Origin of the sequence: Paraburkholderia unamae, assembly GCF_003268775.1 — a bacterium.
GTDB lineage: Bacteria > Pseudomonadota > Gammaproteobacteria > Burkholderiales > Burkholderiaceae > Paraburkholderia > Paraburkholderia unamae.
Window position 1 is genome coordinate 1,254 of sequence record NZ_QLSU01000021.1, and the last position, 23,374, is coordinate 24,627.

General features: G+C 60.8%; 19 protein-coding genes and 1 tRNA gene. All 20 read left to right on the plus strand.

Going from position 1 to position 23,374, the window contains the following annotated elements; translation table 11 throughout:
* The coding region (tuf, locus tag C7401_RS28675; protein ID WP_112174805.1) for an elongation factor Tu at positions 1-1,059 on the plus strand (1,059 nt) is incomplete at its 5' end.
* Positions 1,060-1,130: 71 nt separating this feature from the next.
* Positions 1,131-1,206: transfer RNA gene (locus tag C7401_RS28680), tRNA-Trp, on the plus strand.
* Positions 1,207-1,243: 37 nt separating this feature from the next.
* Positions 1,244-1,624 carry a preprotein translocase subunit SecE gene (gene secE, locus C7401_RS28685; RefSeq protein ID WP_112174806.1) on the plus strand — a complete coding sequence of 127 codons (381 nt, stop codon included), beginning with the start codon at positions 1,244-1,246 and terminating at the stop codon, positions 1,622-1,624.
* Between the two features lies 1 nt (position 1,625).
* The gene (nusG, locus tag C7401_RS28690; protein WP_112174807.1) at positions 1,626-2,183 is read left to right on the plus strand and encodes a transcription termination/antitermination protein NusG; all 558 of its coding nucleotides are present in this window, start codon (positions 1,626-1,628) and stop codon (positions 2,181-2,183) included.
* A gap of 191 nt (positions 2,184-2,374) precedes the next feature.
* Complete coding sequence (rplK, locus tag C7401_RS28695; protein WP_027821100.1) at positions 2,375-2,806, plus strand: 50S ribosomal protein L11; 432 nt, start codon at positions 2,375-2,377, stop codon at positions 2,804-2,806.
* Positions 2,807-3,502, plus strand: a complete 696-nt coding sequence (rplA, locus tag C7401_RS28700; RefSeq protein ID WP_112174808.1) for a 50S ribosomal protein L1 — start codon at positions 2,807-2,809, stop codon at positions 3,500-3,502.
* A gap of 322 nt (positions 3,503-3,824) precedes the next feature.
* Entirely contained in the window at positions 3,825-4,325 is a 501-nt protein-coding gene (rplJ, locus tag C7401_RS28705; protein ID WP_112174809.1) for a 50S ribosomal protein L10, read from the plus strand.
* A gap of 75 nt (positions 4,326-4,400) precedes the next feature.
* Positions 4,401-4,775 (plus strand): 50S ribosomal protein L7/L12, encoded by a 375-nt coding sequence (gene rplL, locus C7401_RS28710; RefSeq protein WP_027821097.1) that lies wholly within the window; start codon positions 4,401-4,403, stop codon positions 4,773-4,775.
* Between the two features lie 365 nt (positions 4,776-5,140).
* On the plus strand, positions 5,141-9,247 hold the full coding sequence (rpoB, locus tag C7401_RS28715; RefSeq protein WP_112174810.1) for a DNA-directed RNA polymerase subunit beta: 4,107 nt from the start codon (positions 5,141-5,143) through the stop codon (positions 9,245-9,247).
* A gap of 21 nt (positions 9,248-9,268) precedes the next feature.
* Positions 9,269-13,522, plus strand: a complete 4,254-nt coding sequence (gene rpoC / locus C7401_RS28720; RefSeq protein WP_112174811.1) for a DNA-directed RNA polymerase subunit beta' — start codon at positions 9,269-9,271, stop codon at positions 13,520-13,522.
* Positions 13,523-13,793: 271 nt separating this feature from the next.
* Complete coding sequence (locus C7401_RS28725; protein ID WP_112174812.1) at positions 13,794-14,120, plus strand: hypothetical protein; 327 nt, start codon at positions 13,794-13,796, stop codon at positions 14,118-14,120.
* A 338-nt stretch (positions 14,121-14,458) separates the two neighbouring features.
* Positions 14,459-16,306 carry a DNA helicase RecQ gene (gene recQ, locus C7401_RS28730; protein ID WP_112174813.1) on the plus strand — a complete coding sequence of 616 codons (1,848 nt, stop codon included), beginning with the start codon at positions 14,459-14,461 and terminating at the stop codon, positions 16,304-16,306.
* Between the two features lie 265 nt (positions 16,307-16,571).
* Positions 16,572-16,952, plus strand: coding sequence for a 30S ribosomal protein S12 (gene rpsL / locus C7401_RS28735; protein ID WP_027797953.1), 381 nt, complete (start codon positions 16,572-16,574; stop codon positions 16,950-16,952).
* Positions 16,953-17,138: 186 nt separating this feature from the next.
* Complete coding sequence (rpsG, locus tag C7401_RS28740) at positions 17,139-17,609, plus strand: 30S ribosomal protein S7 (RefSeq protein WP_006053291.1); 471 nt, start codon at positions 17,139-17,141, stop codon at positions 17,607-17,609.
* Between the two features lie 133 nt (positions 17,610-17,742).
* Positions 17,743-19,845 carry an elongation factor G gene (fusA, locus tag C7401_RS28745; protein ID WP_112174814.1) on the plus strand — a complete coding sequence of 701 codons (2,103 nt, stop codon included), beginning with the start codon at positions 17,743-17,745 and terminating at the stop codon, positions 19,843-19,845.
* Between the two features lie 95 nt (positions 19,846-19,940).
* Entirely contained in the window at positions 19,941-21,131 is a 1,191-nt protein-coding gene (gene tuf, locus C7401_RS28750; protein ID WP_112174815.1) for an elongation factor Tu, read from the plus strand.
* A 138-nt stretch (positions 21,132-21,269) separates the two neighbouring features.
* Entirely contained in the window at positions 21,270-21,581 is a 312-nt protein-coding gene (gene rpsJ / locus C7401_RS28755) for a 30S ribosomal protein S10 (protein ID WP_017777154.1), read from the plus strand.
* 200 nt (positions 21,582-21,781) lie between these two features.
* A complete protein-coding gene (gene rplC / locus C7401_RS28760; RefSeq protein ID WP_028222628.1) occupies positions 21,782-22,441 on the plus strand; it encodes a 50S ribosomal protein L3 in 660 nt (219 codons plus the stop codon).
* Positions 22,441-23,061, plus strand: coding sequence for a 50S ribosomal protein L4 (gene rplD, locus C7401_RS28765; RefSeq protein WP_112174816.1), 621 nt, complete (start codon positions 22,441-22,443; stop codon positions 23,059-23,061). The genes rplC and rplD overlap by 1 nt, the downstream gene beginning before the upstream one ends.
* A complete protein-coding gene (gene rplW / locus C7401_RS28770) occupies positions 23,058-23,372 on the plus strand; it encodes a 50S ribosomal protein L23 (protein WP_028206513.1) in 315 nt (104 codons plus the stop codon). The genes rplD and rplW overlap by 4 nt, the downstream gene beginning before the upstream one ends.
* The last annotated feature ends 2 nt before the right edge of the window (positions 23,373-23,374 follow it).

Here is a 23,374-nt window from a genome sequence, read left to right on the forward strand (position 1 = left end):
AAGGCGTACGACCAGATCGACGCGGCACCGGAAGAAAAGGCACGTGGTATTACCATCAACACCGCGCACGTCGAGTACGAAACGGCTAACCGCCACTACGCACACGTCGACTGCCCGGGCCACGCTGACTATGTGAAGAACATGATCACGGGCGCGGCACAGATGGACGGCGCAATCCTGGTGTGCTCGGCCGCTGACGGCCCGATGCCGCAAACGCGTGAGCACATCCTGCTCGCCCGTCAGGTTGGCGTGCCTTACATCATCGTGTTCCTGAACAAGTGCGACATGGTCGACGACGCCGAGCTGCTCGAGCTGGTCGAAATGGAAGTGCGCGAGCTTCTCTCGAAGTACGACTTCCCGGGCGACGACACGCCGATCATCAAGGGTTCGGCCAAGCTGGCGCTGGAAGGCGACACGGGCGAGCTGGGCGAAGTGGCAATCATGAACCTGGCCGACGCACTCGACACGTACATCCCGACGCCGGAGCGCGCAGTTGACGGCGCGTTCCTGATGCCGGTGGAAGACGTGTTCTCGATCTCGGGTCGCGGCACGGTGGTGACGGGTCGTATCGAGCGCGGTCTGGTCAAGGTCGGCGAGGAAATCGAAATCGTCGGTATCAAGCCGACGGTGAAGACGACCTGCACGGGCGTGGAAATGTTCCGCAAGCTGCTCGACCAGGGTCAGGCAGGCGACAACGTGGGTATCCTGCTGCGCGGCACGAAGCGTGAAGACGTGGAGCGTGGCCAGGTTCTGGCGAAGCCGGGTTCGATCACGCCGCACACGCACTTCACGGCTGAAGTGTACGTGCTGAGCAAGGACGAAGGCGGCCGTCACACGCCGTTCTTCAACAACTACCGTCCGCAGTTCTACTTCCGTACGACGGACGTGACGGGCTCGATCGAGCTGCCGAAGGACAAGGAAATGGTCATGCCGGGCGACAACGTGTCGATCACGGTGAAGCTGATCGCTCCGATCGCGATGGAAGAAGGTCTGCGCTTCGCAATCCGCGAAGGTGGCCGTACCGTCGGCGCCGGCGTGGTTGCAAAGATCATCGAGTAAGTTTTTTGCCAGTCTCGTTGATCGACTAAGTGGTTTCGGGGTTGGCTTTGCCGCCAACCCCAACATGGTTTAGGGGTATAGCTCAACTGGCAGAGCGTCGGTCTCCAAAACCGAAGGTTGGGGGTTCGATTCCCTCTGCCCCTGCCAACTTCTCGCGCTCAAGCGCGTTGTTCTTTAAGGTGTTATGGCGAATCCTTCCGTCGAAACTGTTAATACTTCCAGCGACAAGCTGATGCTTGCAGCGGGTGTATTGTTGGTTGTGGCCGGGTTCGTAGGGTTCTACTGGCTCGCTAGCCAGGAGTGGTATGTCCGCGGTGCAGCGCTCGCAGTGGGCGTGATCGCGGGGGTGGTAGTCGGTCTTCTCTCGGCGCCCGGCAAGAGCTTCATCGCATTTGCCAAAGACTCGTACAAGGAAGTTCGCAAGGTCGTCTGGCCGACTCGCAAAGAGGCCACGCAAACGACGTTGGTGGTCTTCGGTTTTGTGCTGGCAATGGCCATCATTCTGTGGGTTTGCGACAAATCCATCGAGTGGGTGATTTTCTCGGCGATTCTGGGTTGGAAATGATATGAGCGATACACCGGCACCCCCGAGCGGAAAACGTTGGTATGTGGTGCACGCCTACTCCGGCATGGAGAAGAGCGTGCAACGTGCGCTTCAAGAGCGTATCGAACGTGCTGACATGCAAGATAAGTTTGGCCAGATCCTCGTTCCGACTGAAGAAGTGGTCGAGGTGAAGGGTGGTCACAAATCGGTGACCGAACGTCGTTTCTTCCCGGGCTATGTCCTGGTTGAGATGGAAATGACGGACGAAACGTGGCACCTCGTGAAGAACACGGCAAAGGTGACCGGTTTCGTCGGCGGGGCGCGCAATCGCCCGAGCCCGATTTCGCCGCGCGAAGTCGAAAAGATCATGTCGCAGATGCAGGAAGGCGTTGAGAAGCCGCGCCCCAAGACCCTGTTCGAAGTCGGCGAGATGGTCCGCGTGAAGGAAGGTCCGTTCACGGACTTCAACGGCAGCGTCGAAGAAGTCAACTACGAAAAGTCGCGCGTCCGGGTCTCTGTTACCATTTTCGGTCGCGCCACACCGGTCGAACTCGAATTCGGCCAGGTCGAAAAGCTATAAATCGAATACGACGGATCGCACTTTTGGTGCGGTCCGTTTTTCCGCGCTTACGGTCCGCGTCATGGCCGTAGAGGAGCGCCAGTAGTCCTGTCGGCTGTAGATGTAGCCAAAGCAGTTGGCACAGCGAAGATTGCGGCGAACGCGCGCTACCACTCACCAGAACGCTCACGCGTTCCAAAGAGGTTTTCAACATGGCAAAGAAAATCATCGGCTTTATCAAGCTGCAGATTCCTGCAGGTAAAGCCAATCCGTCGCCGCCGGTCGGCCCGGCACTGGGTCAACGCGGCCTGAACATCATGGAGTTCTGCAAGGCGTTCAACGCGCAGACTCAAGCGATGGAACCGGGTCTGCCGATTCCGGTCGTCATCACCGCGTTCGCGGACAAGAGCTTCACGTTCGTCCTGAAGACGCCGCCGGCTACGGTTCTGATCAAGAAGGCAGCGAAGGTCGACAAGGGTTCGGCCAAGCCGCACACCGACAAGGTCGCCACGATCACGCGCGCGCAAGCCGAAGAAATCGCCAAGACCAAGATGCCGGACCTCACGGCAGCCGATATGGATGCAGCGGTCCGCACGATCGCTGGTAGCGCCCGCTCGATGGGCATCGTCGTGGAGGGCGTGTAAATGGCTAAGGTTTCCAAGCGTCAAAAGGCACTGGCCGCCAAGATCGACCGCCAGAAGCAATACCCGATCGGCGACGCACTGTCGCTCGTGAAGGAATGCGCCACGGCGAAGTTCGACGAGTCGATCGACGTTGCAGTGCAGCTCGGCATCGATGCGAAGAAGTCGGACCAGGTCGTTCGCGGCTCGGTCGTTCTGCCCGCTGGTACCGGCAAGTCGGTCCGCGTTGCAGTGTTCGCGCAAGGTGAAAAGGCTGAACAAGCCAAGGCAGCAGGCGCTGAGATCGTCGGTATGGAAGACCTCGCCGAGCAGATCAAGGGCGGCAACCTGAACTTCGACATCGTGATCGCTTCGCCGGACACGATGCGCGTCGTCGGTACGCTCGGTCAGATCCTCGGCCCGCGCGGCCTCATGCCGAACCCGAAGGTCGGTACGGTCACGCCGGACGTCGCCACCGCGGTCAAGAACGCGAAGGCTGGTCAGGTGCAATTCCGTGTCGACAAGGCCGGTATCATCCACGCGACCATCGGCCGTGCTTCGTTCGAGCCGACCGCGCTGCGCAGCAACCTGGACGCGCTCCTCGAAGCGCTGACCAAGGCCAAGCCGGCAACGAGCAAGGGCGTGTACCTGCGTAAGGTCGCTGTTTCGAGCACGATGGGTGTTGGCGTTCGCGTCGACCAGTCGTCGCTGGCAGCGTAAGCTTCGCAAAAAGTTTTGCCGCGTTGACGCTCGATTGGGCAGCAGCGCGGATTTAAAGGGCTTTGGGCGGTTGCGCGGTGGCAAGTACCGCATCGCGCAACCGGTTGTCAAAGACCGTTGGCGGAAGTGCAGCAGTTGGGCGCTTCCTTAATGTAAAGCCAACGCAGATGGCGAACCCGAAAAGGTTTTGAAGTGCTGATGTGAGCGGGAGCGGGCGGTAACGCCCGAAGATGCAAGCTGATTTACTCCGGACTGGTCGGTCGCCGTTGTTGAACGCGGCATCTGGCGCAACTGCGTTGGGTGTCGAATCTGGAGGTTAACCGTGCCACTGAACAAAGAAGGTAAGCAGGCCGTCGTGGCTGAAGTCTCCGCGCAAGTCGCGAAGGCTCAGACCGTCGTGTTGGCCGAGTATCGTGGAATCGCGGTTGGCGATCTGACCAAGCTGCGCGCGAAAGCGCGTGAGCAACAGGTGTACCTGCGCGTGTTGAAGAACACGCTGGCGCGTCGCGCTGTCGAAGGTACCCCGTTTGCTTCGCTGGCAGAGCAGATGACTGGCCCCCTGATCTACGGCATCTCGGAAGATGCAATTGCTGCTGCGAAGGTCGTCAACGACTTCGCAAAGAGCAATGACAAGTTGGTCATCAAGGCTGGTTCCTACGAAGGCAACGTGATGGACAAGGCAGGCGTGCAAGCGCTGGCCAGCATCCCGAGCCGCGAAGAACTGCTCTCGAAGCTGCTGTTCGTTATGCAAGCTCCTGTCTCCGGCTTTGCGCGTGCACTCGCCGCGCTGGCAGAGAAGAAGCAAGCAGAAGAAGCTGCCTGATTTCAGGCAGTCGAACAAGCAAGAGCGAGCGAAGATCGCTAGCTGTTTCCGAATTCAAATCTGGAGTAATTTCAAATGGCAATCGCAAAAGAAGACATCCTCGAAGCCGTTGGCTCGATGTCGGTTCTCGAACTGAACGAACTGGTCAAGGCATTCGAAGAGAAGTTTGGCGTGTCGGCAGCTGCTGTGGCAGTCGCTGGCCCGGCAGGCGGCGGCGCTGCTGCTGCTGCTGAAGAGCAGACCGAATTCACGGTCAACCTGCTCGAAGCAGGCGCAAACAAGGTTTCGGTCATTAAGGCTGTTCGCGAACTGACGGGTCTCGGCCTGAAGGAAGCGAAGGACCTGGTTGACGGTGCACCGAAGCCTGTTAAGGAAGCTGTGCCCAAGGCTGCTGCTGAAGAAGCCAAGAAGAAGCTGGAAGAAGCCGGCGCGAAGGCTGAAATCAAGTAAGTTTCAGCGCGCTGTGCGAAGGCTGGCGGTTTTTACACCGCCGGCCTTTTTGTGCTTTGTGGGTTCTGCGTTTTTGTGTTCGATTTTTTGCAAGTCGGAGGCGTGAATGCGGGACCGAGAAGCCAAAGAAAATCGTCTTTCGCTGCGTGAGGTATGCGTGGGGGGCGGCGCTTCTCTTTGTCTTCTGAAGCGACTGCAGAAGGCAAGTTTGGTCGGGCAGCGGGCACGTTATGACAAGCCGAAATCCGTTGCCGTCAGCCAGCGGTTGGTAGAGGCCAACCACCAAGCTTCCAGGGCTCGCGAAGCCATCGGGTCTCAGTCGGTGAACACTCGGGTCGTCCTACCCGCCGTGATTCGGAGATCGTATGCACTATTCCTTCACCGAGAAGAAGCGTATTCGCAAGAGTTTCGCGAAACGCCCCATCGTTCACCAGGTTCCTTTCCTGCTGGCCACCCAGCTTGAATCATTCAGCACGTTTCTGCAAGCAGAAACGGCGACCGCACAACGCAAACCGGAAGGTCTGCAAGCTGCGTTCTCGTCCGTTTTTCCTATTGTTTCCCATAACGGCTTTGCTCGTCTAGAGTTCGTGAGCTACATGCTCTCGCCGCCGGCATTCAACATCAAGGAATGTCAGCAGCGTGGCCTCACGTACTGCTCGGCGCTGCGCGCCAAAGTCCGTCTCGTCCTGCTCGACAAGGAATCGCCGAGCAAGCCGGTCGTGAAGGAAGTGAAGGAGCAGGAAGTGTACATGGGCGAAATTCCGCTCATGACGCCGACGGGTTCGTTCGTCATCAACGGCACCGAGCGTGTCATCGTCTCGCAGCTGCATCGCTCGCCCGGCGTGTTCTTCGAACACGACAAGGGCAAGACGCACAGCTCGGGCAAGCTGCTCTTCTCGGCCCGTATCATTCCTTACCGCGGCTCGTGGCTCGACTTCGAATTCGATCCGAAGGACGTGCTGTACTTCCGTGTGGACCGTCGCCGCAAGATGCCGGTCACGATCCTGCTGAAGGCGATCGGCCTCACGCCGGAACAGATCCTCGCGAACTTCTTCGTGTTCGACAACTTCACGCTGATGCCGGAAGGCGCGCAGATGGAGTTCGTGCCGGAGCGTCTGCGCGGTGAAGTCGCGCGCTTCGACATCAGCGATCGCGAAGGCAAGGTCATCGTCCAGAAGGACAAGCGGATCAACGCGAAGCACATTCGCGACCTCGAAAACGCGAAGACCACGTACATTTCGGTCCCCGAAGATTATCTGCTCGGCCGCGTGCTCGCGAAGAACGTGGTCGACGGCGACACGGGCGAAGTGATCTCGAACGCGAACGACGAGATCACGGAAAGCGTGCTCGACAAGCTGCGCGAAGCGAAGATCAAGGACATCCAGACGCTCTACACGAACGATCTGGACCAGGGTCCGTACATCTCGTCGACGCTGCGTATCGACGAAACCGCCGACAAGATGGCCGCGCGCATCGCGATCTACCGCATGATGCGTCCGGGCGAACCGCCGACCGAAGAAGCGGTCGAGGCGCTGTTCAATCGTCTGTTCTACAGCGAAGAAGCGTACGACCTCTCGAAGGTGGGTCGTATGAAGTTCAATCGCCGCGTGGGCCGTGACGAAATCGTCGGCCCGATGACGCTGCAAGACGACGACATCCTCGCGACCATCAAGATCCTCGTCGAGCTGCGCAACGGCAAGGGCGAAGTGGACGACATCGACCACTTGGGCAATCGTCGCGTGCGTTGCGTGGGCGAACTCGCGGAGAACCAGTTCCGCGCGGGTCTCGTGCGCGTGGAGCGTGCAGTCAAGGAGCGCCTCGGCCAGGCCGAAAGCGAAAACCTGATGCCGCACGACCTGATCAACTCGAAGCCGATTTCGTCGGCGATTCGCGAGTTCTTCGGTTCGTCGCAGCTGTCGCAGTTCATGGACCAGACCAACCCGCTGTCGGAAATCACCCACAAGCGCCGCGTGTCGGCACTTGGCCCGGGCGGTCTGACGCGTGAGCGCGCTGGCTTTGAAGTCCGCGACGTGCACCCGACCCACTACGGCCGCGTGTGTCCGATTGAGACGCCGGAAGGTCCGAACATTGGTCTGATCAACTCGCTCGCACTGTACGCGCACCTGAACGAATACGGCTTCCTCGAAACGCCGTATCGCAAGGTCGTGGACAGCAAGGTGACCGACCAGATCGACTACCTGTCGGCAATCGAAGAAGGCCGTTACGTGATCGCTCAGGCGAACGCGATGGTGGCCGAAGACGGCACGCTGACCGACGAACTCGTGTCGTCGCGTGAAGCGGGCGAAACGCTGATGGTCACGCCGGACCGCATCCAGTACATGGACGTGGCGCCGTCGCAGATCGTCTCGGTGGCAGCATCGCTGATTCCGTTCCTCGAGCACGACGACGCGAACCGCGCACTGATGGGTTCGAACATGCAGCGTCAGGCCGTGCCTTGCCTGCGTCCGGAAAAGCCGGTCGTTGGTACGGGTATCGAGCGCACGGTTGCGGTCGACTCGGGTACGACGGTTCAGGCGTTGCGTGGCGGCGTGGTGGACTACGTCGACGCGGGCCGTATCGTGATTCGCGTGAACGACGATGAAGCCGTCGCCGGTGAAGTCGGCGTGGACATCTACAACCTGATCAAGTACACGCGTTCGAACCAGAACACGAACATCAACCAGCGTCCGATCGTGAAGATGGGCGACAAGGTTGCGCGTGGCGACGTGCTGGCTGACGGCGCATCGACCGATCTGGGCGAGCTCGCGCTCGGCCAGAACATGCTGATCGCGTTCATGCCGTGGAACGGCTACAACTTCGAAGACTCGATCCTGATCTCGGAGAAGGTGGTGGCGGACGACCGTTACACGTCGATCCACATCGAAGAACTGAATGTCGTTGCACGCGACACGAAGCTCGGACCGGAAGAAATCACGCGCGACATTTCGAACCTCGCGGAAGTGCAGCTTGGCCGTCTCGACGAGTCGGGCATCGTGTACATCGGCGCGGAAGTCGAAGCGGGCGACGTGCTCGTGGGCAAGGTCACGCCTAAGGGCGAAACCCAGCTCACGCCGGAAGAAAAGCTGCTGCGCGCGATCTTCGGCGAGAAGGCTTCGGACGTGAAGGACACGTCGCTGCGCGTGCCCTCGGGCATGAGCGGCACGGTCATCGACGTGCAGGTGTTCACGCGTGAAGGCATCACCCGCGACAAGCGTGCTCAACAGATCATCGACGATGAACTGAAGCGCTATCGCCTCGACCTGAACGACCAGCTGCGTATCGTGGAAGGCGACGCGTTCCAGCGTCTCGCACGTATGCTCGACGGCAAGGTCGCGAACGGTGGTCCGAAGAAGCTCGCGAAGGGCACGAAGATCGATCAGGCTTACCTGAGCGACCTCGACCACTACCACTGGTTCGACATCCGCCTCGCGGACGAAGAAGCAGCGGCGCAGCTCGAAGCCATCAAGAACTCGATCGAAGAAAAGCGTCACCAGTTCGATCTGGCGTTCGAAGAGAAGCGCAAGAAGCTCACGCAAGGCGACGAACTGCCGCCGGGCGTGCTGAAGATGGTCAAGGTGTACCTCGCGGTGAAGCGCCGTCTCCAGCCTGGCGACAAGATGGCAGGCCGTCACGGTAACAAGGGTGTTGTGTCGAAGATCGTGCCGATCGAAGACATGCCGTACATGGCCGACGGCCGTCCGGCCGACGTCGTGCTGAACCCGCTGGGCGTGCCGTCACGGATGAACGTGGGTCAGGTTCTCGAAGTGCACCTGGGCTGGGCCGCGAAGGGTCTGGGCTGGCGTATTGGCGAGATGCTTGCGCGTCAGACGAAGGTTGCGGAGATGCGTGAGTTCCTCACGAAGATCTACAACGAGTCGGGCCACAAGGAAGACCTCGACAGCTTCAGCGACGACGACATCCTCGAACTCGCGCGCAACCTGCGCGAAGGCGTGCCGTTCGCAACGCCGGTGTTCGACGGTGCGACCGAAGAGGAAATGGGCAAGATGCTCGATCTGGCATTCCCGGACGACATCGCACAGAACCTCGGCATGACGCCGTCGAAGAACCAGGTGCGTCTGTACGACGGCCGCACGGGCGAGATGTTCGAGCGCACGGTGACCGTGGGTTACATGCACTACCTGAAGCTGCACCACTTGGTCGACGACAAGATGCACGCGCGTTCGACGGGTCCGTACTCGCTCGTCACGCAGCAGCCGCTGGGTGGTAAGGCGCAGTTCGGTGGCCAGCGCTTCGGTGAAATGGAAGTGTGGGCGCTCGAAGCGTATGGCGCTTCGTATGTGCTGCAAGAAATGTTGACGGTGAAGTCCGATGACGTGACGGGCCGGACGAAGGTGTACGAGAACCTCGTCAAGGGCGACCACGTGATCGACGCGGGCATGCCGGAATCCTTCAATGTGCTGGTGAAGGAAATCCGCTCGCTCGGCATCGACATCGACCTCGACCGCAACTAATCGGACTACGGAGAGAAGGCAATGAAAGCTCTGCTCGATCTATTCAAGCAAGTCCAACAAGAAGAAGTTTTTGACGCGATCAAGATCGGTCTGGCCTCGCCGGACAAGATCCGTTCGTGGTCGTTCGGCGAAGTGAAGAAGCCGGAGACCATCAATTACCGCACGTTCAAGCCGGAGCGGGATGGTCTGTTCTGCGCGAAGATTTTTGGTCCGATCAAGGACTACGAATGCCTTTGCGGCAAGTACAAGCGCCTGAAGCATCGTGGCGTGATCTGCGAGAAGTGCGGCGTGGAAGTCACGCTCGCCAAGGTGCGTCGCGAACGCATGGGCCACATCGAGCTGGCCTCGCCGGTCGCTCACATCTGGTTCCTGAAGTCGCTGCCGTCGCGTCTGGGCATGGTGCTCGACATGACGCTGCGCGACATCGAGCGCGTGCTGTACTTCGAAGCGTACGTGGTGATCGAACCGGGCATGACGCCGCTGAAGGCGCGGCAGATCATGACCGAAGAGGATTACTACAACAAGGTCGAAGAGTACGGTGACGAATTCCGCGCCGAGATGGGCGCGGAAGGCGTGCGCGAACTGCTGCGCGCGATCAACATCGACGAGCAGGTCGAAACGCTCCGTACGGAGCTGAAGAACACTGGCTCGGAAGCGAAGATCAAGAAGTACGCGAAGCGCCTGAAGGTGCTCGAGGCCTTCCAGCGTTCGGGCATCAAGCCCGAGTGGATGGTGCTCGAAGTGCTGCCGGTGCTGCCGCCCGAACTGCGTCCGCTGGTGCCGCTGGACGGCGGCCGCTTCGCGACCTCGGACCTGAACGACCTGTATCGCCGCGTCATCAACCGTAACAACCGTCTGAAGCGTCTGCTCGAGCTGAAGGCGCCGGAGATCATCGTCCGCAACGAAAAGCGGATGCTCCAGGAAGCGGTTGACTCGCTGCTCGACAACGGCCGTCGCGGCAAGGCGATGACGGGCGCCAACAAGCGCCCGCTGAAGTCGCTCGCCGACATGATCAAGGGTAAGGGCGGTCGCTTCCGTCAGAACCTGCTGGGCAAGCGCGTGGACTACTCGGGCCGTTCGGTCATCGTGGTGGGTCCGACGCTCAAGCTGCACCAGTGCGGTCTGCCGAAGCTGATGGCGCTCGAACTCTTCAAGCCGTTCATCTTCAACAAGCTGGAAACGATGGGCGTTGCCACGACCATCAAGGCTGCGAAGAAGGAAGTCGAGAACCAGACGCCGGTGGTGTGGGACATCCTGGAAGAGGTGATCCGCGAGCATCCGGTCATGCTCAACCGTGCGCCGACGCTGCACCGTCTTGGCATTCAGGCTTTCGAGCCGGTGCTGATCGAAGGTAAGGCAATCCAGCTGCACCCGCTCGTTTGCGCGGCGTTCAACGCCGACTTCGACGGTGACCAGATGGCTGTTCACGTTCCGCTGTCGCTCGAAGCGCAGATGGAAGCGCGTACGCTCATGCTCGCGTCGAACAACGTCCTGTTCCCGGCCAACGGCGATCCGTCGATCGTGCCGTCGCAGGATATCGTGCTGGGCCTGTACTACGCCACGCGTGAAGCGATCAATGGCAAGGGCGAAGGCATGACGTTCACGGGCGTGTCGGAAGTGATCCGCGCGTACGAGAACAAGGAAGTCGAGCTGGCCTCGCGCGTGAACGTGCGTATTACCGAAATGGTCCACAACGAGGACAAGTCGGAAGGCGCACCGGCATTCGTGCCGAAGATCTCGCTGTACGCCACGACCGTCGGCCGTTCGATCCTGTCGGAAATCCTGCCGCCGGGTCTGCCGTTCTCGGTGCTGAACAAGCCGCTGAAGAAGAAGGAAATTTCGCGTCTGATCAACACGGCATTCCGCAAGTGCGGTCTGCGCGAAACGGTGATCTTCGCTGACCAGCTGATGCAGTCGGGCTTCCGCCTCGCAACGCGCGCCGGCATTTCCATCTGCGTGGACGACATGCTCGTGCCGCCGCAGAAGGAAACCATCGTCGGCGAAGCCGCGAAGAAGGTGAAGGAGTACGACCGTCAGTACATGTCGGGTCTCGTCACTGCGCAAGAACGCTACAACAACGTGGTCGACATCTGGTCGAACACGTCGGAAGCGGTCGGCAAGGCGATGATGGAGCAGCTCGCGACGGAACCGGTCATCGACCGCGACGGCAAGGAAACGCGTCAGGAATCGTTCAACTCGATCTACATGATGGCCGACTCGGGCGCGCGGGGTTCCGCAACGCAGATTCGCCAGCTGGCGGGTATGCGCGGCCTGATGGCGAAGCCGGACGGCTCGATTATCGAAACGCCGATTACCGCGAACTTCCGTGAAGGTCTGAACGTGTTGCAGTACTTCATCTCGACCCACGGTGCACGTAAGGGTCTGGCTGATACGGCACTGAAGACCGCGAACTCGGGTTACCTGACGCGTCGTCTCGTCGACGTCACGCAGGATCTCGTGGTCGTCGAGGAAGATTGCGGCACGTCGAACGGCGTGGCGATGAAGGCCCTCGTGGAAGGCGGTGAAGTCGTCGAAGCGCTGCGCGACCGTATTCTCGGCCGCGTTGCGGTGGCGGACGTCGTCAATCCTGAAACCCAGGAAACGATCTACGCTTCGGGCGACCTGCTCGACGAAGACGCAGTCGAAACGATCGAAAGCCTCGGCATCGACGAAGTGCGCGTGCGCACGCCGCTGACCTGCGAAACGCGTTACGGCCTGTGCGCATCGTGCTATGGCCGCGACCTGGGTCGTGGTTCGCGTGTGAACGTCGGCGAAGCCGTCGGCGTGATCGCAGCACAGTCGATCGGCGAACCGGGCACGCAGCTCACGATGCGTACGTTCCACATCGGTGGTGCGGCATCGCGTGCAGCAGTGGCCTCGTCGGTTGAAGCCAAGTCGAACGGTACGGTCCGCTTCACGGCGACGATGCGTTACGTCACGAATGCGAAGGGCGAGCAGATCGTCATTTCGCGTTCGGGCGAAGCCATCATTGCCGACGATCACGGCCGCGAGCGCGAGCGTCACAAGGTGCCGTACGGCGCGACGCTGCTGCAACTCGACGGCGACACGATCAAGGCCGGCACGCAGCTCGCCACGTGGGATCCGCTGACGCGTCCGATCATCACCGAGTACGGCGGTACGGTGAAGTTCGAAAACGTCGAGGAAGGCGTGACGGTCGCCAAGCAGATCGACGATGTGACGGGTCTGTCGACCCTCGTCGTGATCGACGTGAAGCGCCGTGGTTCGCAGGCTTCGAAGAGCGTGCGTCCGCAGGTCAAGCTGCTCGACGCGAACGGCGAAGAAGTCAAGATCCCGAACACCGAGCATTCGGTGCAGATCGGCTTCCAGGTCGGCGCACTGATCACGGTGAAGGACGGTCAGCAGGTGCAAGTCGGTGAAGTGCTCGCACGTATCCCGACCGAAGCGCAGAAGACGCGTGACATTACCGGCGGTCTGCCGCGTGTGGCGGAACTGTTCGAAGCACGTTCGCCGAAGGACGCAGGTATCCTGGCGGAAGTCACGGGTACGACGTCGTTCGGTAAGGACACGAAGGGCAAGCAGCGTCTCGTTATCACGGACCTCGAAGGCAATCAGCACGAGTTCCTGATCGCGAAGGAAAAGCAGGTTCTGGTTCACGATGCACAGGTCGTCAACAAGGGCGAAATGATCGTGGACGGCCCGGCCGATCCGCACGACATCCTGCGTTTGCAGGGTATCGAAGCGCTGTCGCGTTACATCGTGGACGAAGTGCAGGACGTGTACCGTTTGCAGGGCGTGAAGATCAACGACAAGCACATCGAAGTGATCGTGCGTCAGATGCTGCGCCGCGTGCAGATCACCGACAACGGCGATACGCGTTTCATTCCTGGCGAACAAGTCGAGCGTTCGGACATGCTCGACGAGAACGACAAGATGATCGCGGAAGACAAGCGTCCGGCGACGTACGAGAACGTGCTGCTCGGTATCACGAAGGCATCGCTCTCGACCGACTCGTTCATCTCGGCGGCATCGTTCCAGGAAACGACCCGCGTGCTGACCGAAGCGGCGATCATGGGCAAGCGCGACGATCTGCGTGGCCTGAAGGAAAACGTAATCGTCGGCCGTCTGATTCCGGCCGGTACGGGTCTCGCGTTCCACAAGGCGCGCCGTGCGAAGGAATCGTCGGATCGCGAGCGTTTCGACCAGATCGCAGCGGAAGAAGCGTTCGAGTTCGGCACGCCGGAAACCCCGGCTGTCGAACCGCAGCCGCAACAGCCGCATACGACGGACGAGTAAGCGCGGGGCGGCGCAAGCCGCCTTTCGCCCTCGGGCTGGAATGGCCTCGCAAAGCCGCCTGGTTTCGACCGGGCGGCTTTTTTTATTGGCGCGCGCTTTGCGCGCTGGCGGCATGCAAGCTTGCGCACTGACGCCTGCGGCCTCGTGCCGCAGCGCCGGATCGCTCGCTGCGCGCATCGGTGAGGCGTGCTAACGTAACGCGCCAAGGCAGTCTGCGTGGGTCTTTTCGTACGGCGCGGGCGGCATTTATCTGAATCTGGAGGCGGTAATCATGTGGGTCGTTGGACTCGGTCTCATCCTGAATCTGGCGGCGTGCGTCGCCAGCTTTTCGCAGTTGCTGCATCACGTCGGCAATCAGCCGGCGGCGAACTTCTTCGCGACCTTCCTCGTGATGTGGGCATTCCTGATCATCGGCTTCATCATGCTGCTCGCGAACCGGCTCAAAGGCGGCGTCGCGCTGCTCGCGATCGGCTCGCTTCTGTTCGTCGGCGCGAATGTCGTGCTCTTCGGCTCCGGCGTGTTCGTGATCGCCGCCGTGGTCGTGGCTATCCTCACGATCGTTGGCGCGGTTCGGGTCGCGCGCCGCCGCGCTGCCTGACGAACCCGGCTTCACGTAGGGCCGGGTCCGAACAAGCCGGTCCGCACTTTCCGCTTCCTTCCTCTTTCGGCTCGCCGGCTCGACGCACAAGTGCGTTGCCGGCGCGCGCTTTCCGTTCTGCCGCGCAAACGCGTTGCGGCGCACCTTGCCCCGTCATTTCAGATTCGACCGGTAGTTCGCCTGGGTTTCCGGCCATACTCCGGTTGGGAAGTTGCCTCTGACGGAGGTTCGATGCAGGCTTTGCGCCTCGACCTTTTGGCTAACGTTGTTTCAAGTGACGTTTAAGGAGCGCCGCGGTTGGTAAAATGCGCCGACCCGCTTCACTTCCCGTGCCCTTCATGTCCCGCTCCCTCGAAATTCTCAACGAAGTCTTCGGTTATCCCGCATTTAGAGGGCAGCAAGCCGAGATCGTCGAGCACGTCGCAGCGGGCGGCGATTCGCTGGTGCTCATGCCGACCGGCGGCGGCAAATCGCTCTGCTACCAGATTCCCGCGCTCGTGCGGCATGAAGCGGGGCTCGGCGCGGGCATCGTCGTGTCGCCGCTCATCGCGCTCATGCAGGACCAGGTGGCGGCGCTCACGGAAGTCGGCGTACGCGCCGCTTATCTCAATTCGACGCTGAGCGGCGCGGAAGCGGCGGCGACCGAGCGCGCGCTACGCGAGGGCGATCTCGATCTGCTCTACGTTGCGCCCGAGCGGCTGATGACCCCGCGCTTTCTCGACCTGCTCGAACGCACGCGCATCGGCCTCTTCGCGATCGATGAGGCGCACTGCGTATCGCAATGGGGCCACGACTTCCGCCCCGAATACATCCAGCTCTCGGTGCTGCACGAGCGCTTTCCGGACGTGCCGCGTATCGCGCTCACGGCCACCGCCGACGCCATCACGCGCGACGAGATCGCGCATCGCCTCGCGCTGGACGACGCGCGCGTGTTCGTTTCGAGTTTCGACCGTCCGAACATCCGCTATCGCATTGTCGAGAAGGACAATGCGCGCACGCAGTTGCTCGACTTCATCCGCGCGGAGCATACGCGCGCCGACGGCACCACCGATGCGGGTGTCGTGTACTGCCTCTCGCGCCGCAAGGTCGAGGAAACGGCGGAGTGGCTGAAGGGGCAGGGGGTGCGCGCGCTGCCGTACCACGCCGGCATGGAGTTCGAGATACGCCAGAAGCACCAGGAACTGTTCCAGCGCGAAGAGGGTGTGGTGATGTGCGCGACCATCGCGTTCGGCATGGGGATCGACAAGCCGGACGTGCGTTTCGTCGCGCACCTGGATTTGCCCAAAAGCGTGGAAGGCTACTACCAGGAAACCGGCCGCGCGGGCCGCGACGGGCTGGCGGCCAATGCATGGATGGCCTACGGTCTCGGCGACGTCGTGCAGCAGCGCAAGATGATCGACGAGTCCGAAGCCGACGAGCAGCACAAGCGCGTGCAGACCGGCAAGCTCGACGCGCTGCTCGGCCTGTGCGAAACGGCCACATGCCGCCGCGTGCGCCTGCTCGCGTACTTTGGCGAGGAGAGCCAGCCGTGCGGCAACTGCGACACGTGCATCGAGCCGCCCGCCACATGGGACGCCACGCGAGAGGCGCAAATGGCGCTTTCCTGCGTGTTCCGCGCGCAGCGCGCGAGCGGCTTCAATTTCGGCGCCGGCCACCTGATCGACATCCTGCGCGGCAACCGCAACGAAAAGATCTTGCAGCGCGGGCACGAGAAGATTTCCACCTTCGGCATCGGCTCCGCGCTTTCGGAACCCGAATGGCGCGCGATCTTCCGGCAACTGGTGGCGTTCGGCTATCTCACCGTCGACCACGACGGGTACGGCTCGCTCGTCCTCACCGAGGCCAGCAAAGCCGTCCTCAAGGGCGAGCAGAACGTCACGATGCGCCGCTACGTGAAGCCCACGCGTACGCGCGCCTCGTCGGGCCGCACGAGCGAGCGTGCCGATCCGACCCTCGGCATGAGCCCGCGCCAGCGTTCGCGCTGGGAGCGTCTGCGCTTGTGGCGCACGGAAACCGCCAAGAGCGAGGGCGTGCCGGCCTACGTCATCTTCCACGACGCCACGCTGGCGGAAATCGCGCGCAACGGCCCGGAATCGGTGGACGAGCTGCGCGATATCCCGGGCATCGGCGCGCGCAAGCTCGAACGCTTCGGCGAGGAACTCGTCGAGGTCGTGGGCGACGAATAAGTCGCTCGCTCGCCTGTCGCCGCCGGATTGTCACGGCGCTGTCACTTCCTCTGTCGTCCGAAATGTCGCAAGCCGTTGACTCAGTTGGTATTTTCGGAATATCATGCTGGGTTCCGGTCTTTGGGACGTGTGCGCTCGTCAGTTGATTTGACGAAAACTAACGTCAAATAAAGAGATTCGGAGTTCCGTAGGAGTATAAGGCGCGTGATTTTCCGCTTTGCCCGGGAATAAATGCGTCGATTTTGTTCAATTTCAGGAATAAACAATGCCAACCATCAATCAACTGGTTCGCAAAGGCCGCGCTTCGGAAGCTACGAAGAGCAAGTCGCCGGCCCTGCAGGACTGCCCGCAGCGTCGCGGCGTGTGCACCCGTGTGTACACGACGACGCCGAAGAAGCCGAACTCGGCACTTCGTAAGGTCGCCAAGGTTCGTCTGACGAACGGCTTCGAAGTCATTTCGTACATCGGTGGTGAAGGCCACAACCTGCAAGAGCACTCGGTTGTGCTGATCCGCGGCGGCCGTGTGAAGGACTTGCCGGGTGTGCGTTACCACATGGTTCGCGGCTCGCTGGATACCCAGGGCGTCAAGGATCGTAAGCAGGCTCGTTCGAAGTACGGCGCAAAGCGCGCGAAGGCTGCGAAGTAAGAGTCAAGCGTCGTCTCGCTTTTTCGGGAGCGGGCGATAAGAGCGACAGGTGCCGGATTGGCCGGTGCTGTCGAGTAAGTGGTCACCCGACCAGGCTGGTAAGTCGTGAGATGAATCGGGTTAGTTGGTGGCCGCGGAGCGCAAGGGATACACCCGCGCTTCAACTGAAAAGTTAAAGGAAGAAACATGCCGCGTCGTCGCGAAGTCCCCAAGCGGGAAGTGTTGCCGGATCCGAAGTTCGGCAACGTTGATGTAGCCAAGTTCATGAACGTGCTGATGCTCTCCGGCAAGAAGTCGGTTGCCGAGCGTATCGTGTACGGCGCTTTCGAACAGATCCAGACCAAGGGTGGCAAGGACCCGCTGGAAGTGTTCACTGTCGCGCTCAACAACGTGAAGCCGGTGGTGGAAGTGAAGAGCCGCCGCGTTGGTGGTGCGAACTATCAGGTTCCGGTCGAAGTGCGCCCCTCGCGTCGTATGGCATTGGCGATGCGTTGGCTGCGTGAAGCCGCGAAGAAGCGCAGCGAGAAGTCGATGGCCCTGCGTCTGGCAGGTGAACTCTCCGAAGCGGCCGAAGGCCGTGGCGGCGCGATGAAGAAGCGCGACGAAGTTCACCGGATGGCAGAAGCGAACAAGGCGTTCTCGCATTTCCGTTTCTAAGAGAAAACCCCTACCGGGGTTTGCTCAAAACGCGGAAAAAATTCCGGGCGGGTGCGCTTATCGAGCGCCTCGCCCGTTTGTGTTCAGGCGCGTTGGGTCGGACCCGGCGCGCACCTCCCCATAGAGGATCAAAGTGGCTCGCAAGACTCCTATCGAGCGCTACCGCAACATCGGTATTAGCGCTCACATCGACGCCGGCAAGACGACGACGACCGAGCGCATTCTGTTTTACACCGGCGTGAACCACAAGATTGGTGAAGTTCACGACGGCGCTGCGACCATGGACTGGATGGAGCAGGAGCAGGAGCGTGGCATCACGATTACCTCGGCTGCTACCACCGCCTTCTGGAAGGGCATGGCCGGCAACTACCCGGAACACCGCATCAACATCATCGACACCCCGGGCCACGTCGACTTCACGATTGAAGTCGAGCGCTCGATGCGCGTGCTCGACGGCGCGTGCATGGTCTACTGCGCAGTGGGCGGCGTGCAGCCGCAGTCGGAAACGGTGTGGCGTCAGGCGAACAAGTACAAGGTTCCCCGTCTCGCATTCGTCAACAAGATGGACCGTACCGGCGCGAACTTCTTCAAGGTCTACGACCAGTTGAAGACCCGCCTGAAGGCAAATCCGGTTCCGGTCGTGGTGCCGATCGGTGCGGAAGACACCTTCAAGGGCGTCGTCGATCTGATCAAGATGAAGGCGATCATTTGGGACGAGGCCTCGCAAGGCACGAAGTTCGACTACGTCGACATCCCGGCGGAACTCGTTGACACGTGCAACGAGTGGCGCGAAAAGATGATCGAGTCGGCGGCCGAAGCCAGCGAAGAGCTGATGGAAAAGTACCTCGGCGGCGAAGAGCTGAGCGAAGCGGAAGTCGTCAAGGCGATCCGCGACCGGACCATCGCGTGCGAAATCCAGCCGATGCTGTGCGGCACTGCGTTCAAGAACAAGGGCGTGCAGCGCATGCTCGACGCCGTGATCGACTTCCTGCCGTCGCCGGTGGACATTCCCCCGGTTAAGGGCGAGCTCGAAAACGGTGACGTGGCAGAGCGCCGCGCAGCCGACGATGAGAAGTTCGCTGCACTCGCGTTCAAGATCATGACCGACCCGTTCGTCGGCCAACTGATTTTCTTCCGCGCGTACTCGGGCATCGTCAATTCGGGCGACACCGTGTTGAATTCGACCAAGGGCAAGAAGGAACGCCTCGGCCGTATTCTGCAGATGCACGCGAACAACCGTGAAGAAATCAAGGAAGTTCGCGCAGGCGACATCGCTGCTGCGGTCGGCCTGAAGGAAGCGACCACGGGTGACACGCTGTGCGACCCGGCGAACCCGATCATTCTGGAACGCATGGTGTTCCCGGAGCCGGTGATTTCGCAGGCCGTCGAGCCGAAGACCAAGCCTGACCAGGAAAAGATGGGCATCGCCCTGAACCGCTTGGCGCAGGAAGACCCGTCGTTCCGCGTCCAGACGGACGAAGAATCGGGCCAGACCATTATTTCGGGCATGGGCGAGCTCCACCTCGAAATTCTGGTTGACCGCATGAAGCGCGAATTCGGCGTGGAAGCGACTGTCGGCAAGCCGCAGGTTGCCTACCGCGAAACGATCCGCGCCACGGCGAAGGACGTGGACGGCAAGTTCGTCAAGCAGTCGGGTGGTCGCGGCCAGTACGGTCACGCGGTCATCACGCTCGAGCCGAACGAGCAGGGCAAGGGCTATGAGTTCCTGGACGAGATCAAGGGTGGTGTGATTCCGCGTGAATACATCCCGGCGGTCGACAAGGGTATCCAGGACACGCTGAAGGCTGGCGTGCTGGCGGGCTTCCCGGTCGTCGACGTCAAGGTTCACCTGACGTTCGGTTCGTACCACGACGTTGACTCGAACGAAAATGCGTTCCGCATGGCCGGTTCGATGGCGTTCAAGGAAGCCATGCGCAAGGCGCAGCCGGTCATCCTCGAACCGATGATGGCTGTGGAAGTCGAAACGCCGGAAGACTACATGGGCAACGTGATGGGCGACTTGTCGAGCCGTCGCGGTATCGTCCAGGGCATGGAAGACATGGTTGGCGGCGGCAAGATCGTTCGCGCCGAAGTGCCGCTGTCGGAAATGTTCGGCTATTCGACGTCGCTGCGCTCGCTGTCGCAAGGTCGTGCAACGTACACGATGGAATTCAAGCACTACGCAGAAGCACCGCGTAACGTGGCCGACGCGATCATCAGCGCGAAGGCGAAGTAAGCATCGGCGCTCATTTGAGCATGGTGTGGATCGGGCATGGGTCTGGTCCACATCGCACAGTCACCGATTCACAACTTTTTTGAAAGAAGAGAAACATGGCAAAAGGTAAATTCGAACGGACCAAGCCGCACGTCAACGTCGGCACGATCGGTCACGTTGACCACGGCAAGACCACGCTGACGGCAGCGATCACGACGGTTCTGACCAAGAAGTTTGGCGGTGAAGCGAAGGCGTACGACCAGATCGACGCGGCACCGGAAGAAAAGGCACGTGGTATTACCATCAACACCGCGCACGTCGAGTACGAAACGGCTAACCGCCACTACGCACACGTCGACTGCCCGGGCCACGCTGACTACGTGAAGAACATGATCACGGGCGCGGCACAGATGGACGGCGCAATCCTGGTGTGCTCGGCCGCTGACGGCCCGATGCCGCAAACGCGTGAGCACATCCTGCTCGCCCGTCAGGTTGGCGTGCCTTACATCATCGTGTTCCTGAACAAGTGCGACATGGTCGACGACGCCGAGCTGCTCGAGCTGGTCGAAATGGAAGTGCGCGAGCTTCTCTCGAAGTACGACTTCCCGGGCGACGACACGCCGATCATCAAGGGTTCGGCCAAGCTGGCGCTGGAAGGCGACACGGGCGAGCTGGGCGAAGTGGCAATCATGAACCTGGCCGACGCACTCGACACGTACATCCCGACGCCGGAGCGCGCAGTTGACGGCGCGTTCCTGATGCCGGTGGAAGACGTGTTCTCGATCTCGGGTCGCGGCACGGTGGTGACGGGTCGTATCGAGCGCGGTCTGGTCAAGGTCGGCGAGGAAATCGAAATCGTCGGTATCAAGCCGACGGTGAAGACGACCTGCACGGGCGTGGAAATGTTCCGCAAGCTGCTCGACCAGGGTCAGGCAGGCGACAACGTGGGTATCCTGCTGCGCGGCACGAAGCGTGAAGACGTGGAGCGTGGCCAGGTTCTGGCGAAGCCGGGTTCGATCACGCCGCACACGCACTTCACGGCTGAAGTGTACGTGCTGAGCAAGGACGAAGGCGGCCGTCACACGCCGTTCTTCAACAACTACCGTCCGCAGTTCTACTTCCGTACGACGGACGTGACGGGCTCGATCGAGCTGCCGAAGGACAAGGAAATGGTCATGCCGGGCGACAACGTGTCGATCACGGTGAAGCTGATCGCTCCGATCGCGATGGAAGAAGGTCTGCGCTTCGCAATCCGCGAAGGTGGCCGTACCGTCGGCGCCGGCGTGGTTGCAAAGATCATCGAGTAAATCGAGTAGAATACTCGGCTTGCTGTAGAAGTTGATGTACCCTGGGACCGCCCTCGCGACGCCATGTCGCGGGGCGGTCCTGCGCTCTTTATATCGTCTGGCGGCGCAAGTCCGCCTCGCTCTTTTCAAGGAATCATCATGCAGAACCAAAAAATCCGTATCCGCCTGAAGGCTTTCGACTATCGCCTGATCGACCAGTCGGCTGCTGAAATCGTCGATACGGCGAAGCGCACGGGCGCAATCGTCCGCGGTCCGGTGCCGCTGCCGACGCGTATCCAGCGTTTCGACATCCTGCGCTCGCCGCACGTCAACAAGACGTCGCGTGACCAGCTCGAAATCCGCACCCACCTGCGCCTGATGGACATCGTCGACCCGACGGACAAGACCGTTGACGCGCTGATGAAGCTGGACCTTCCGGCTGGCGTGGACGTCGAAATCAAGCTGCAATAAGGGTCTCCCGCGCGGCCAGGATAGCCTGATCGCGCTAAGTCTTTGATTGCTTGCGGAAAACGAGAAAGGACGTTATACTTGACGTCTTTTCGCGCGTTTGCGCAAAAAATCGGTGTGTCCCTTTCGGGCCTTTACCTCGAAAACGCGCCGGTACTTTGTAAATTAGCCCCGACCAATCGCAGTCGGGAATGGAGAAAACGATGAGCCTTGGACTCGTAGGTCGCAAGGTTGGCATGACGCGTATCTTCACGGCTGACGGGGATTCGATTCCCGTGACCGTGCTGGACGTGTCCGACAACCGCGTGACGCAGATCAAGACTGTAGAAACCGACGGCTACACGGCCGTGCAGGTTGCTTTCGGTACTCGCCGCGCATCGCGCGTGACGAAGCCGCTCGCAGGTCATCTCGCCAAAGCTGGCGTTCAAGCCGGTGAAATCCTCAAGGAATTCCAGATCGACGCCGCTAAGGCCGCCGAACTGTCCGCTGGCGCTGTGATCGGTGTGGAACTCTTCGAAGAAGGCCAGAAGATCGACGTGCAAGGCACCTCGATCGGTAAGGGCTACGCCGGTACCATCAAGCGTTACAACTTCGCTTCGGGTCGTGCTTCGCACGGTAACTCGCGCTCGCACAATGTGCCGGGCTCGATCGGTATGGCGCAGGATCCGGGTCGTGTGTTCCCGGGTAAGCGCATGACCGGTCACATGGGTGACGAAACCGTGACGGTGCAGAACCTCGAAATCGCCCGTATCGACGCAGAGCGCAAGCTGCTGCTGGTCAAGGGTGCCGTGCCGGGTGCAAAGGGCGGCAAGGTTTTCGTGACGCCCGCCGTCAAGGCGCGCGCCAAGAAAGGAGCGCAATAATGGAACTGAAGCTCCTGAACGCTAATGGTCAGGAAGGCGTAGCAGTCAACGCGTCGGACGTCGTGTTCGGCCGTGACTACAACGAAGCGCTGATCCATCAGATCGTTGTCGCCTACCAGGCGAACGCGCGTAGCGGTAACCGCGCACAGAAGGACCGCGAACAGGTCAAGCACACCACCAAGAAGCCGTGGCGTCAGAAGGGTACGGGCCGCGCTCGTGCCGGTATGTCGTCGAGCCCGTTGTGGCGCGGCGGTGGTCGTATCTTCCCGAATTCGCCGGAAGAAAACTTCTCGCACAAGGTCAACAAGAAGATGCATCGCGCAGGCCTCTGCTCGATCTATTCGCAGTTGGCTCGCGAAGGCCGCATCTCGGTGGTGGAAGAGTTCTCGCTCGAAGCGCCGAAGACGAAGCTGCTGGCCGAGAAGTTCAAGGCCATGGGTCTCGAATCCGTGCTGGTCATCACCGACACGGTCGACGAGAACCTGTATCTCGCGTCGCGCAACCTGCCCCACGTGGCAGTCGTTGAGCCGCGTTTTGCCGACCCGCTCTCGCTGATCAACTTCAAGAAAGTGCTGATCACGAAGGCAGCGGTCGCCCAGATCGAGGAGTTGCTGTCATGAGCGAGATTCGCAAGAACGATCATCGTTTGATGCAGGTCCTGCTCGCACCGGTGATCTCCGAAAAGGCGACGCTGGTTGCGGAGAAGAACGAGCAAGTCGTCTTCGAAGTCGCGCCGGACGCGAACAAGCAGGAAGTCAAGGCTGCTGTCGAGCTGCTGTTCAAGGTGGAAGTCGAGTCCGTCAACGTGCTGGTCCAGAAGGGCAAAGCCAAGCGCTTTGGCCGCTTCAACGGCAAGCGCAAGGACGTGAAGAAGGCTTACGTCTGCCTGAAGCCCGGCCAGGAAATCAACTTTGAAGCGGAGGCCAAGTAATC